The 13,565-nt window shown below is 38.1% G+C and carries 12 protein-coding genes and 1 tRNA gene; 4 read left to right on the top strand and 9 right to left on the bottom strand.

The window, feature by feature from the left end:
• From AC27E9_RS08060 to mutY, 4 genes are all read right to left on the bottom strand, one after another.
• Positions 1-76, bottom strand: a tRNA-Phe gene (locus AC27E9_RS08060).
• Positions 77-275: 199 nt separating this feature from the next.
• Entirely contained in the window at positions 276-560 is a 285-nt protein-coding gene (locus tag AC27E9_RS08055) for a TMEM165/GDT1 family protein (RefSeq protein WP_487128990.1), read from the bottom strand.
• Positions 561-833: an oxidative damage protection protein gene (locus tag AC27E9_RS08050; RefSeq protein ID WP_487128988.1), complete on the bottom strand. Its 273-nt coding sequence runs from the start codon at positions 831-833 to the stop codon at positions 561-563. It abuts the gene before it with no gap.
• 44 nt (positions 834-877) lie between these two features.
• Positions 878-1,960, bottom strand: a complete 1,083-nt coding sequence (gene mutY, locus AC27E9_RS08045; RefSeq protein WP_487128986.1) for an A/G-specific adenine glycosylase — start codon at positions 1,958-1,960, stop codon at positions 878-880.
• A gap of 130 nt (positions 1,961-2,090) precedes the next feature.
• On the opposite strand from mutY, the gene AC27E9_RS08040 reads away from it, so the two are divergent.
• Together AC27E9_RS08040 and trmB are read left to right on the top strand one after the other, a co-directional pair.
• Positions 2,091-2,429: a YggL family protein gene (locus AC27E9_RS08040; RefSeq protein ID WP_487128984.1), complete on the top strand. Its 339-nt coding sequence runs from the start codon at positions 2,091-2,093 to the stop codon at positions 2,427-2,429.
• Positions 2,430-2,560: 131 nt separating this feature from the next.
• Positions 2,561-3,286, top strand: a complete 726-nt coding sequence (gene trmB, locus AC27E9_RS08035) for a tRNA (guanosine(46)-N7)-methyltransferase TrmB (RefSeq protein WP_487128982.1) — start codon at positions 2,561-2,563, stop codon at positions 3,284-3,286.
• A gap of 107 nt (positions 3,287-3,393) precedes the next feature.
• On the opposite strand, the gene AC27E9_RS08030 is transcribed toward trmB, so the two are convergent.
• A complete protein-coding gene (locus tag AC27E9_RS08030; protein WP_487128981.1) occupies positions 3,394-3,738 on the bottom strand; it encodes a hypothetical protein in 345 nt (114 codons plus the stop codon).
• Between the two features lie 165 nt (positions 3,739-3,903).
• On the opposite strand from AC27E9_RS08030, the gene AC27E9_RS08025 reads away from it, so the two are divergent.
• Positions 3,904-4,947: a S1C family serine protease gene (locus tag AC27E9_RS08025; RefSeq protein WP_487128979.1), complete on the top strand. Its 1,044-nt coding sequence runs from the start codon at positions 3,904-3,906 to the stop codon at positions 4,945-4,947.
• Positions 4,948-5,086: 139 nt separating this feature from the next.
• Here the strand turns inward: AC27E9_RS08025 and AC27E9_RS08020 are convergent, their stop codons facing one another.
• The 4 genes from AC27E9_RS08020 to AC27E9_RS08005 all read right to left on the bottom strand — a co-directional run bounded on the left by AC27E9_RS08020 (position 5,087) and on the right by AC27E9_RS08005 (position 12,321).
• Entirely contained in the window at positions 5,087-8,359 is a 3,273-nt protein-coding gene (locus AC27E9_RS08020; protein WP_487128977.1) for a WD40/YVTN/BNR-like repeat-containing protein, read from the bottom strand.
• A gap of 212 nt (positions 8,360-8,571) precedes the next feature.
• Positions 8,572-9,048, bottom strand: a complete 477-nt coding sequence (locus tag AC27E9_RS08015) for a methylated-DNA--[protein]-cysteine S-methyltransferase (RefSeq protein ID WP_487128975.1) — start codon at positions 9,046-9,048, stop codon at positions 8,572-8,574.
• A 5-nt stretch (positions 9,049-9,053) separates the two neighbouring features.
• Positions 9,054-10,517, bottom strand: a complete 1,464-nt coding sequence (locus tag AC27E9_RS08010) for a DNA-3-methyladenine glycosylase 2 family protein (RefSeq protein WP_487128973.1) — start codon at positions 10,515-10,517, stop codon at positions 9,054-9,056.
• 208 nt (positions 10,518-10,725) lie between these two features.
• The gene (locus AC27E9_RS08005; protein ID WP_487128971.1) at positions 10,726-12,321 is read right to left on the bottom strand and encodes a bacteriohemerythrin; all 1,596 of its coding nucleotides are present in this window, start codon (positions 12,319-12,321) and stop codon (positions 10,726-10,728) included.
• A 286-nt stretch (positions 12,322-12,607) separates the two neighbouring features.
• Here AC27E9_RS08005 and lhpI point away from each other — a divergent pair, with 286 nt between their 5' ends.
• Positions 12,608-13,555 (top strand): bifunctional Delta(1)-pyrroline-2-carboxylate/Delta(1)-piperideine-2-carboxylate reductase, encoded by a 948-nt coding sequence (gene lhpI, locus AC27E9_RS08000; protein ID WP_487128970.1) that lies wholly within the window; start codon positions 12,608-12,610, stop codon positions 13,553-13,555.
• Positions 13,556-13,565 lie beyond the last annotated feature (10 nt).

Genomic DNA, 13,565 nt, shown 5'->3' with positions numbered 1-13,565 from the left:
TGGTGCCTCGACCCGGAATCGAACCAGGGACACGAGGATTTTCAATCCTCTGCTCTACCGACTGAGCTATCGAGGCACAATAACAACCTAATTGATTGTCCTGTACATTGTCTTCTTGGCCGTGCCTTGAAGACGGGGCGTATTAAACTGTTTTTCGTTTATCGCGTCAACCCTTTTTTTTAAATAAATGTTTGTTTGTCGCTTTTTTCTACGTATTGTTCTTTTATGAAACAATAATTGTGTTTTTTTGCATTTTAAATGCAGACTAAAATATCTTAGGCAGTATAGAGTGTGTAAACACCTATGATAATAAAGCCAGTACCAGCGATATAAGACAGTAGTTTTTCATCGATATAAGCGGATAAAAAACTACCAACTAGCACTCCTACAGCTGTAGCAACAATTAATGCGGCTGAAGCGGCCATAAAAACTAACCACTTGCTGACATCTTTATCAGCGGCAAATAACATTGCTGCCAATTGAGTTTTATCGCCCAATTCAGCAATAAACACAGAAACAAAAATAGTGGCGAATATTTTCCAGTTGATGGCAAGTGCCACCTATTTACTCTCCGGCGTATATCCTTCAATTTCAGGTTCTTTTCCGTCAAATAAATAAGCAACCATAGCGGCTTCTAAAAAAGCACGATCGTCAGGGTTCATCATATTCATTTTATTTTCGTTGATAAGCATGGTTTGTTTCTTCTGCCAATTACCAAATGCTTCTTTTGATATGTTATCAAAAATTCTTTTACCTACTTCACCTGGGTAAAGTTGGAAACCTAAGCCTTCGGCTTCTTTTTGTAAGTTTTGACAAAAAACAGTACGACTCATAATTAATTCTCTTTGTGCTGATAAAAATTAAACGTTTAGTTTGTTTAAACGGGTAATTGTTGTAATTGTGTGATCAGTTTTTTCGTTGAGGCGGCAAGCCCAACTGATGCTTTCGTGGCTAAATTATACCACTGCAATGTATTATTTTCGCTGATTTCTTTTGCTGGTAATTTATCGCAATCGACAATTATTGGCTCTATATCTAAATGAAAATGGCTAAATGTGTGGCGAAACTTATCTAAGGCGATATTCGTTTTAGGTTTAAGGTTTAACTTTTCAAGTAAATTTGAGAGTTGCTCATGATCAGATATTTCTAAAAAGCACCATAAGCCGCCCCAAATTCCTGTTGGTGGGCGTTTTTCCATTAATACTTGCTGATTAACACGAGGGATCACCATAATAGTGTGCTTTTCAGGGATCGCTTTTTTCGGCTTTTTTTGTGGGTAATTAGCTTGCTCTTCACTTGCGAAAGCTAAACAGCCAGTATTTACTGGGCAAATTTCACAATTAGGTTTAGAACGCGTACATACCATCGCACCTATGTCCATCATAGCTTGGTTGAAGTTAGCGACACCTTTTTCAGGGGTAAGTGTTTCAGTAATAGGCCACAAGGTTTTTTCATAAATGGCTTGGCCAGCGTGCCCTTGCACCATGTAGCAGCGGGCGAGTACTCGTTTAACATTGCCATCAAGAATTGCATGATGTTTGTTTAATGACAAGCTCAACACCGCTCCAGCAGTTGATCGGCCAATACCTGGCAAGGCGATAACTTGTTCAATGTCGTCTGGGAAATTACCTTGATATTGGTCACGTATAATTTTTGCCGATTTATGTAAGTTCCTCGCACGAGCGTAATAACCTAAGCCAGTCCAATGATGCAGCACAGTATCTTCGTCTGCGTTGGCGAGATCAGTAACGGTTGGGAAACTTTCCATGAACCTTTGGTAATAAGGAATAACCGTGGCAACCTGGGTTTGTTGTAACATTATTTCTGATATCCAAACACGGTATGGGGTTTTGTCTTGCTGCCAAGGCAAGTGTTTTCTACCCTGTAAATCAAACCATGTTAATACTTGATTTGAGAATACTTGGGCTGATTTGGCTGATATTGTTGTTTTATTTGTCATAGCGGCGACAGTGTAGCGAATAAAGCTAATATTTTCATTGCAAAAATTTCTATTGCCACTATGCTCTCGCCCAGAGTTAATATTAGTTATTATAAAGAGCTAAATTTTAAATAGCCTTGAGGAATTAAACATGAAAGTAGATGCAAAGAACCGTAGCAACCGTTTACGTAAAAAGTTGCGTGTTGATGAATACCAAGAGTTAGGATTTGATATCGCTTGGCAACTAGCAGACGACACTGACAGCGATGCAATAGATGCTTTTTTGACAAAGTTTTTTGATGAAGTCATTGATCCAAACGGTTTAGGTTTTGGTGGTGAAGGTGATACCTTGTGGCACGGCTTAGTTTGCACTCAAAAAATAGGTAAATGTACAGAAGAACATCGTCAATTAGTTGAAAAATGGTTGACTGATAATGGTGCTACATCTGTAACTGTTAGTGCATTGTATGATGTATGGTGGGCTGAGTAGTTTATTTAGATAGGTACTAAACTAACCACTGCGCTACTTACCCTGTTTATGATTGATTTTTAAGCAGGGAACAAGGATAATGCGCGACTAAATTTTAAAGACACAAACTCAATAAAGTAATTTATAGCATTATGACTGAAAGAACCCATAAAACCATCGAGCAAGCTGAGCAAGAAGGTAAATATATCCGCAAAGTGCGTAGTTTTGTAAAACGCGAAGGTCGATTAACCAATGGTCAAGCAAAAGCGCTTGAAGAGTTTTGGGATATTATGGGCTTGAACCATAAAGACGGCATGATTGATCCTGTTACCTTGTTTGGCAATAACAACCCGGTCGTGCTTGAAATTGGCTTTGGTATGGGTAAGTCATTAGTTGAAATGGCAAAGAATGCACCTGAGCTAAACTTTATTGGTGTTGAAGTTCATCGCCCTGGTGTTGGTGCATGTATTGCGTTAGCTCAAGAAGAGGGTGTTAGTAACTTAAAGGTTTATGAACATGATGCCATTGAAATTTTAGCTGACTGCATTCCTGCTGAATGCCTTACTACCGTGCAGCTATTTTTCCCTGATCCTTGGCATAAAAAGAAACACCATAAACGTAGAATAGTGCAGGCAAGTTTTGTTGAAGCTATCCGACAAAAACTTAAAGTTGGTGGTGTATTTCATATGGCTACTGATTGGGAAAATTACGCAGAATGTATGCTTGAAGATATGACATCTTCACCAGGTTATAAAAACTTATCAGAAAATGGTGATTATGTACCTCGTCCAGATTCTCGCCCGTTAACTAAATTTGAAAATCGTGGTCAGAATTTAGGCCATGGTGTTTGGGATTTGCAGTTTGAAAAATTAGCCTAAAGCTATAGATTTAAACGAAAAAGAGAGCTTTAAGCTCTCTTTTTTTGTATCTATCACTTATCCAATGTATTTGAATCAAATATTACTGTATTCGCCAGTTGATATTGCTATCGGTGCAACTTATCGCGTTCAATGTGAAATAAGTGTTGGCTATTTCTTAAATTTCCCGTTTCTTTTAACCACTGTTCGGTGATTATTTCTCGCAATAACGCTGCTTGTAAAATTCTACCTGTTGAAACCGTCCAATAGGCTATCGTTGCTGCTTCATGGGCTGAATTGTTTGGTAGTTCCTCTGAGCGAGTTTCTGCCATCTCTTCAACAATACTGGTTATTACTTTAGGCTTTAGTTCTTGTGATATTTTATGCCTAAATTTAGTGAAATGTTTAGCACGCATAAGTTGCCAAATTAACCAAATTAAGAATACAACGGCGATAACTACAATAAATTCCAAAACTACATTTAAACCACTTCAATAAATAACTACGCCATCATAGCAGTATTTATAATTTGCCCAAATTATTTTTCAATAACGTCTAAAGGCTATCATTTATTTTTTCAGTGGTTACACTGGCATTATCATCTCCAATAATACTAATAAGGTTAAGGAATAACTTTTATGCGTTGTCGATTTTTTCTTTTGTATTCATGTTTGTGCTTAAGCTTTATTTCATTGTCAGGCTTTGCCGATAATTCGGTGCAGAAATTATTTAAACAAGTTAATAATAGTGTGGTGGAGTTGCATGTAGAATCAATCGCACAGCCGATGCCAAACCAAGTTCAGTATGAGCTTAGTACTGAAAATTCTTTAGGATCCGGAGCTGTTATTAGTGACAGAGGCAGAATACTAACTGCCGCACATGTTGTTGATAGAGCAACTAATATTAAGGTTATTTTTGCTGATGGCACAACAACGTCCGGTCATTTAGTATGGATCAATTCGATACTTGATTTAGCCATGATTCAAGTAGCTGAGTTACCTAGTCATATAAAGCCCTTATCGCTTGCAAAATCAAGCAATTATGAAGTAGGAGAGCAAGTTATTGCTATTGGGGCGCCATACGGCGTTAGTCATAGTCTTTCCGTCGGTTATTTAAGCGGCATTCGTGATCGAGAAGTTATTCCTGGCACTAATATTATTCCGCGTTTTATTCAAACCGACGCAGCAATTAATCAAGGTAACTCTGGTGGCCCAATGTTTAATACTAGCGGTGAAATTATTGGCATTGTTAGCCATATTTTATCGCAAACGGGTGATAGTAATGGTTTAGGCTTTGCAATTTCTGTTGATTCTATTCATGAAATTATTGCTACAAAGCCTGCTGTTTTTGCTGGTTTTGTTCCACATATTTTAACTGAAATGGAAGCAAGGGCGCTGAATAACCCGTACGGACATGGCATGCTTATTCAGCAGGTTATTCCCGGAACATTAGCGGCTAAATTGGGTTTTAAAGGCGGTGAGTTGAATGTCATGATAGGTGAAAAGCCATTACTGTTAGGCGGAGATATTTTATTAGAAATTTCTGGTCGACGTTTGACTGACATTGCATCAGTGATTAAATTGCAACAACGCTTCTCTCGGTATGAAAAAGGTGAAAAATTAGTGTTTACTTTTTTACGTAATGGCGAAAAGAAACAAGTGTTATGGGTTGTAGATCAATGAGAAAGACCTTTATAGGTAATAATATTATTTTTTAGAGAAATGTCTTTTCGATAATGTTACCTATAACCTTGCTTAAAGTAATAGGGTAGATAAAAAAGGAAGCACTTATGCTTCCTTTTTTATTCGTTTTTTCTAAGTTTTAATTTAAGGAAATTGGCTTGCTACTGCTGAGTAACCCTAGACCAGATTGTTGGTATTGCTGCTTAAACTTGGCGATATCTTCGGCGAGAAAGTTATTTACCTCTGTAACTCCTTTGTTTAGTGCCGCTTTACCTTGTGCTAAATATAGTTCTGCAGTTGGTGACGGTTTACCGTAACGACTACCAACGTAGCCCCAAGCGGTAAATATTTTTGAGCTAACTTTATAGCTTTCATCAACAATACCATTGGTTTTAGGGATGGAACGTAAATTTTTATCTAACTCAGCTATTTTCTTCAGTAAAGTATCAGCATCGGTACTTAGTTGTGTCGCAGGGTTAGATTTTTTGTCTTCCTTTGCATGCAACTTCTCTATTGCTTTATCCGCCATTGCTTTTATCAGCTTGACGTCTTTTTTACTATCAACTAGGGCATGCACTGCCTTAGTTAGTGTTGAGTACATAGCAACAGCTTGGTGCTGCAATTGGTAACTAGCATTTAGATCTTGGTTGGAAACATCAAAACGTGGATCTTTTAACACCTTTGCTGATGTTTCAAATTCATGCTCGTTTAATTTCACTGTAATGCTATAGGTACCAGGTACAACTTCTGGACCAGGAGACAGAATATCTTTGTCTTCTTTTGGCTCGTCACCAGGCATACTTAATGCGCCGTCTGATTCTAAACCCCAAGTAATTCGGTTGATACCTTGATTGATTTTAGTAACGAAAGTCCGCACAACTTCACCTTCACTATTTTTTACAATAATACGGGCTTTGTCTGAGAGCTTTGCTTTTTCTTCAGTTTCTTTGCCTTTACTAGCCTTAGCTTTTTCAGTTTTTTCTTGTTCGGCTTTATTCAATAAACGGAGCTTTTCTTTATCTTCATCGGGGTGCATTAAGTGCTGACCTGAAGCCATTAATGTTAAAGTAACACCATAGGCCTCATTTTCGCCAACATAGGCTGCGTCACCCCAAAAGCGTGAAGAAGGTGCTCTATTAGTTACATACTGCTGACCATCGGCAACGTTAATTAATTTAAATGATGCTTTAAAGGAGTCAGCAGATAAGCCTCGAAGTGCACTATAATCATCAATCACGATAATTGAGCGGCCATGAGTTCCTAGCACTAAATCGTTCTCTCGTTGCTGTATTGCCATATCCATAACTGAAACAGTTGGTACCTTGTGGTCGTACTTAAACCAAGAATCACCAGCGTCGGTTGATACATACAAACCCAATTCAGTTCCTAGGAATAAAAGGTTTTCATCAACATGGTCTTGTTGTACTGATAGCGCATAACCTTTGATATTTTTAGTGGTTAAATTTGTAAATCGGCTGCCATATTTCGATGCTTTGAAAATATAAGGTTTCATATCTCCGCGGCGATGATCATCAAAAACAATAAAGGCCTCATCAGCGTTATAAAGTGATGGCGTTATATGAGGAATAAATGCATTTTTTGGCGCTTTACGGGCTTTTTTTTCAACACTTTTCCAAGTTTTCCCTGCATCTTTTGTAACATGAATGCGGCCATCATCAGTTCCAACCCAAATAACACCTGCTTTAATAGGGCTTGGCGCAATAGTAATAATTGCTGTGTTATTTTCTGCGGCGGTAACATCTGGGGTTAAGCCGCCAGAATCTTTATAGCGTTGAAATTCAGGGTTGTTGGTTGAAAGATCGGCTGAAATTACCTGCCATGTTTCCCCACGATCAGTTGATTTGTGAACATATTGACTACCGTAGTAAATGGTGTCTTTATCAAAAGGGTCTTGAGCAAGGCCAGCATTCCAGTTAAAACGTAATTCGGTTTCTGGGGTTGGAGGTGGTGGCATTATCAAGTTTTGTTCGCCAGTATTAATATCCCAGCGACTTAAATAACCACCCTGTGATTGACTATAGCCTTTAGTGACATCATCAGGGAACGGCATGGCGTCAAAACCGTCACCAAAGCCAATCTCTTGCCAGTGTACATTGCGAATGCCAGCGCTGTCCCAAACTTCCGCTGGCCCACGCCAGGAACCATTGTCTTGTAAGCCACCGTAAATATTGTATGGCTGCGCGTCGTCAACACGAATATGATAAAACTGCGAAATAGCTAAATTTTGCACAAAGCGCCAGCTATCACCTTTATCTTGCGTAATAGCAACACCACCGTCGTTACCTAAAACTAAATGTTTTGAATCCTTTGGGTTGATCCATAGGCTATGGTTATCGATATGTATGGTGTTACCGGCGGCGCAACAATCGACTTTCTCAATCTTGCTGAAAGTTTTGCCGCCATCAATTGAGCGACGAATAAACGTGGCGATGTTGTAGATAACATCTGGATTATTAGGGTCAACTTCGATTTCTGAATAGTAAAATGGTCGATCAGCGACGCCAACTTCATTATTAACCGTTCGCCAGCTATTACCTCCGTCGTCGGAACGCATTAATGCACTTTCTTCTGCTTCAATTAAGGCATAAACAGTGTTTGGTTGACTGTCTGCAATATCAATAGTGATACGGCCTAAATCACCTTTAGGTAAGCCATCTGCGGAGGTTTTTTCTTGCCAAGTTTCACCCCCGTCAAGTGATACAAATAAGCCTGAGCCAGGACCTCCTGATTCAAATTTATCTGGCCAACGTCTAAATTGCCACATTGATGCATATAGCTTGTTAGGGTTCGTTGGGTCCATTTTTATATCGGTTGCGCCTGTGGTGTTATCAACAAATAATATTTTCTGCCAGGTTTTTCCACCATCAATGGTTTTATAAATACCGCGGTCTTCATTACCTGCCCACAAGGTTCCTAGTGCGGCAACATAAGCTATATCAGGGTTAGTTGGGTGAAGCGCGATACGATTGATATGTTCAGTATTTGCTAAGCCCATTTTTTGCCAATTTTTACCAGCATCAATTGATTTATAAATTCCGCCGCCAATTGAGACAGAGTTTCGAACGTTACCTTCACCTGTGCCTAACCAAACAATGTCAGGGATGGCTTGGTTGATTGCAATTGCCCCTGTTGATGCATATTCTTCATGCTCAAATATTGGTGTCCACTTTAGTCCAGCGTTTTCAGACTTCCAAACACCGCCTGATGCCGCTGACGCGTAGATAATATTTGGATTTGAAACAACGGCTTCAATATCTGAAATTCGCCCACTTGTTGCTGCAGGACCAATATTTCTAACTTTTATTCCTGACAATAAGTCGGTATCTATGGAGGCTAATGCATTGGTAGTCATTGCTGCCGTTAGCATTAAGGAAATGAGTGATTTCTTCATCGATTGTTCCCTGTTAGTTATCGCATTATTTATTGTTTATTGTTGTAGCATTTTATGAGCGTAAATGTTGCCCTGATACGTCAAATTGTTGCTTTTTTACGTTATTTCACGTCTGAAGTTGTAGTTAATTAACTTTAATTTATGCTCTCTGACAGGAGATAGAAGAAACTAAATAAGTAATATAAAAAACTATTACTCACTTATGGGCCCAATTAAACTTTAAATTGAGCGCCTTCATGCATTAATAATTTTGCTTTTAATGCTAAGCCACCTGCGTAACCTGTGAGCTTGCCATTACTACCAATAACACGATGGCAAGGGACAATTAATGCAATTGGATTAGCACCATTGGCAGTGCCGACAGCGCGAACTGCTTTATCATTATTAATGCTTCTAGCAATCCAACCGTAGCTTTTGGTTTCACCACAAGGGATCTCGATGAGTGCTTGCCAAACTTGTTTTTGAAATTTTGTTCCGTTTGGTGCTAACGGCAAATCAAAATTTTTTCGCTCACCGTTAAAGTACTCAGATAATTGTTGAGTGACCTTGATGAACTTGCTGCTATCCTCTATAAGTCCTTCAAAACTAATGGGGGACTTTCCACTTTGAAAAGCTAATGCCATTAATCCTTCATCGCTGGCTGTTAATGCTATTTCCCCTAATGGTGACTGATAAATGCAATAGTACATAATGATTAATCCTTAATTTTATTTGTGTTGCTGCCATTGTCGAGTTGCAATGATTGCCATAAGTAAATGGCGGCGTATGCACGCCAAGGTCGCCAATTTTCAGCTAAAGCTAATATATCTTTATTTTTTGGTTTAATGTCATTAACGGTGAGGGCCTTAATAATACCTAAATCGGCGCTTGGAAACGCGTCAGGATCACTTAAGCCTCGCATGCCTATGTAGTTTACCGTCCAAGGGCCGATACCTTTTAACTGGGTTAATGCCGCTTCCAACTCTTCAATGGTTAAACCTTTGTTAAAAATAGCTTGGTTTTGTTCAAAAAAGCTTACCCAAGTTTGTAAGGTGGCAATACGCGAACGAGTCAGGCCAATATCTTGATAATCAACATTCATTAAAGCTGAAACCTTTGGAAAGTACTTTGTGGTATTAAAACCCTGTGGTTGTTCAATGTTTTTAATTGTTTCACCATATTTTTCTGCGATACGCTGCGCTAAAGTCGTCGCTCCTTTGACTGAAATTTGTTGTCCTAATATCGCTCTAATGGAAAATTCAAAAATATCCCAACAGCCGGGTAAACGTAGACCGGGAAATGTATCTATTACGGCGCACATTATCGGGTGTTTGTTTAAATGTTGATGAATAAGCTGCATGTCGGCATCTAAATCAAACATGCGGCGTACACGAGCAATAATTTGGTGCAAATAGCTATAGTCAGTTAATTTAACAGTTAGGTTCAGGGCATTCTTACTTTGATGATGAGTTACTTTTATCCAACCACGGCAATCGTCAAGTTCGATGGTTCGAAAATAATGCTCGCTGCCAATATCTTCAATGTTGTTCATTTTTCGCGAACGAAAAAAATTGAGCATTAAGGGCCAATCAAATGGGGCTTTATAAGGTAATAAAATGGTAACTTGATTATCAGATGAAACTGTTTTATTGCCTCTGATTTCACTCGGCGTACATTGGTAGGCCTTCATTATCACTTCGTTGAAACGGCGAATACTATTGAAACCAGCAGCAAATGCGACATTTGTGATAGTTAATGGTGTCGAAACCAGTAATTTATGTGCAAGTAATAAACGCTGTTGATGAAAAAATTCACTTGGAGATAAACCATAATATTGCATAAAAAGGCGACGAACTTGTCTTTCACTGATCTCAAGCTGGCTTGCACAGGCTTGTAGACTGTAATTATTCTCGTAGTAAGCATGGGTAATTTGCTTTATTTTTCTCGGTAAGGGAATGTTAGGAGCAAGCTGTGGGAAACACCTTTTACAGGGACGGAATCCTGATTGTTGTGCCAATTCAGCACTATCATAATACCTTACGTTTTCAGGTTTAGGCGGCCGTGCAGGGCAAATAGGACGGCAAAAAATTCCTGTAGTAAGTACCGCAGTAAAAAACTTGCCATCAAAACGAGCATCACGGCTTAATCGTGCATTCTCACAAACCTCAATACTTAGCATTTTTGATTATTACCGTAACTAATTAATGTTCTTTGATCATACGTTAGGCAATGTAAATGACTAGCGGTAATCGGACAAGGCCAAAAATAAAATAATAACTTTTTTGGCGATGAAGATTTAATATGCAAAAGTGTGTTGATTAATATGTTTTAGCGTAAGTAAGTTTTCAGCTGTAGTGGCTTAGTTTTTATAAATTCATTTCGTTACCTTATTTAGCCTCACAAAAATCAATTAGCTTCTCTTTAACAGCGTATTTGCTGTAATCCATATCCTCTTTTAGTATGTGTTTTGTTAGCCAGTGATATAAAAAAATACCAATTTTAAAGTGAATATCTTCGTTATAGTTTTCTAGTTTCTTCTCCATTAGCCTAATTTTATTTATTAATGCCTGATGTTGCTTAATGTGTTGCTTTATTGCTGGGTATTTAATTTCACGAAGTACGTCTTCTTCTGCTTTGAAATGTAGTCCAATGTATGAAGTAAGTTTGTTAAATAAAATGACAACGGATTCCTTTCCTGAGCTATGAAAAAAATCATTGATAAAAGAAAAAAGCATCTTGTGTTGGCCATCTAACAAAGTGTGGCCAACGGAGTATTCTGGCAACCACTTTATCGACTGTTTTGTTGCATCTGTGCTTGGAGACAGGATATCTACTGGTTGCTTAATTGCAGCATAGATGGCTTCTGTAATCACTTCTGGTGTTGAAGGTTTTACCAAATAATTACTTATCCCGAGTGGAATCCAAGTCTTAACAAAAGATTTGTCTTTATGATGACTATAAGCAATTATTGGAACCTTATTATTACATGCGCGAAGCATTCGAGTTACTTCAATTCCATTTATTTGTGGTAAGTCATAAGCAATAACAACTAAATCAGGTTTAAACTCCTCATATTGAATTAAAGTATCTTGCCCCCCACTTGCAATTTTACAGCAAAAGCCTTCAGCCTCAGAAATATCTTTAAATACGTTGGTGTGCTTTGCATCCGACTCTGCAACCAATATTTTATAAACTTTAGCTGTTATTGTACTCAATACAGGCTCTGTAGCTGTTGCTCTTCCTCGATTCACTGTTGATTTTTGTTCTTGTTGTGATAGCTCTGTTGATATTAAGTTTTGTGCAAACTTTACATCAACCATTTGTTCAATAACTGATTGAATTTGATTAGATATATCATTGCTTAATTTGTTAAATGTGTGTTCAACAACTTGTTTTATTGCTTCTTTAGAGGCTGTATTTGAAATATTCTGATCGGCAGCACTTGTGATAGATTCTTCACAGTGAGTTAGTTGCAGAGAAATTGATTTTTTAAGGTCTACACCATGATTGATACATTCCGCTAATTCTTCCTCTCCCTGAGCGGCTAATTGCGCAATATTTTCATTGCTTCTAACTTCTATTAGCTCTAAAGATTGCATAAGTACGAGTTTTAATCGATAAACTTCATTGAGTGGGTTTATAACTGCGTAATTATCAAACAAGCCACTTTCACAGGCGGAGTATGCGCGTGATGCTTCACGATTGTTGATTAATAACACTGAGGAGTGCGGTGCTATATCAGTATTATATTTTTCTAAAAAATCTACGTAAAACTTAATAGTGCTGGCAATACTGTTTGATGAAAGAAGGAGAACCTTTGGTTTTAAAGCAATCAAATCTTTAACTTTGTTAACTTTAAATGCAAAGGACTGGAAGTTTAAATTTAAATCTGCAATTTGCTTAATTGCGCCAGTAACAGTTTCACGATCTTGGTAGATAAGTACTACGTCTGGCTTACATGACTTTAATTTACTATTGGGCATAAGTTCCTTCTTATTTAGCAACGTAATCAATATTCCATAATTTACTTAGCTTTATTCGATATTTGTCGCTTTGCTTAAGGTGGCCAAATCATTGATGAAATTATAAAAATTCATATATGAATGTAATATTTCCAATATAGGATAAGAAAATTATTAATTACAAACTTTTATCTATTTATTTTTGTAAATGTGTCCAATGATCACACTTTACGAAGAATTTTACTTTTTTGTATACAGTATGCAATAATGTCTCGGTAAATGTTATTTTCTAATTAAAGAGAGCACTATGCTGACGATAAATGCCAACACGGTTAACCAAGCCCTTACTTTTCCAAAACTTGTCAATGCACTGCAGGACTCTTTCGCCAGTGATATAACCGTGCCGCCTCGATTACATTTTGATATGGCAAACCCGAAAGCAGAGCGGGAAACGACATTATTGATGATGCCTGCTTGGCAAGCAGGTGAGGTAGCGGGGGTTAAAATAGTTACGGTTGCCCCTGGTAATGGCAGTAAAGGACTACCGTCAATTCAAGGCTCTTATTTACTTATGGATGTTGATACTGGCGCTATGATTGCCATGATGGACGCGCCGGCATTAACTGCGCGCAGAACCGCCGCGGCATCTGCGTTGGCATCTCGATTTTTATCTCGTGAGAATAGTGAAACCTTATTGATGATAGGTACAGGCACTTTGTCGAGTAAATTAATTGAAGCTCATGCGAGCGTAAGGCCAATTAAAACCGTTTATATTTGGGGGCGTGATAAAAGTAAAGCACAAGCGATATGCCAACAGGTGTCTCATTTAAATCTTGATTGCCAAGCTGTTGATAGTATTGAAACGTATATTGCGAAAGCGGATATTGTTTCTTGTGCAACATTGAGTAAAGAGCCATTAGTATTTGGTAAACATTTAGTTGCCGGACAACATTTAGATATGGTGGGCTCTTATCGCCCTGATATGCGAGAAATGGATGATGACTGCTTAACTAAAGCACGCTTGTTTGTTGATAACTTCGAAGGGGCATTGCGAGAAACGGGTGACATGGCAATTCCATTGCAACAAGGGGTGATCAGTAAATCGCAAATTGAAGCTGATTTATTTTCATTGTGTAAACAGGAGTTCTCAATGACACGTAGCAATGACGAAATTACTGTTTTTAAATCAGTTGGTCATGCTTTAGAAGATTTAACTGCAGCAAAACTGGTTGCTGATTTTGTTAAAAAACTTTAATGAATAAATC

This window comes from Colwellia meonggei (genome assembly GCF_057537295.1).
The sequence above is the reverse complement of the archived record's forward strand: the minus strand, read 5'-3'. Positions and strand labels throughout refer to the sequence as shown.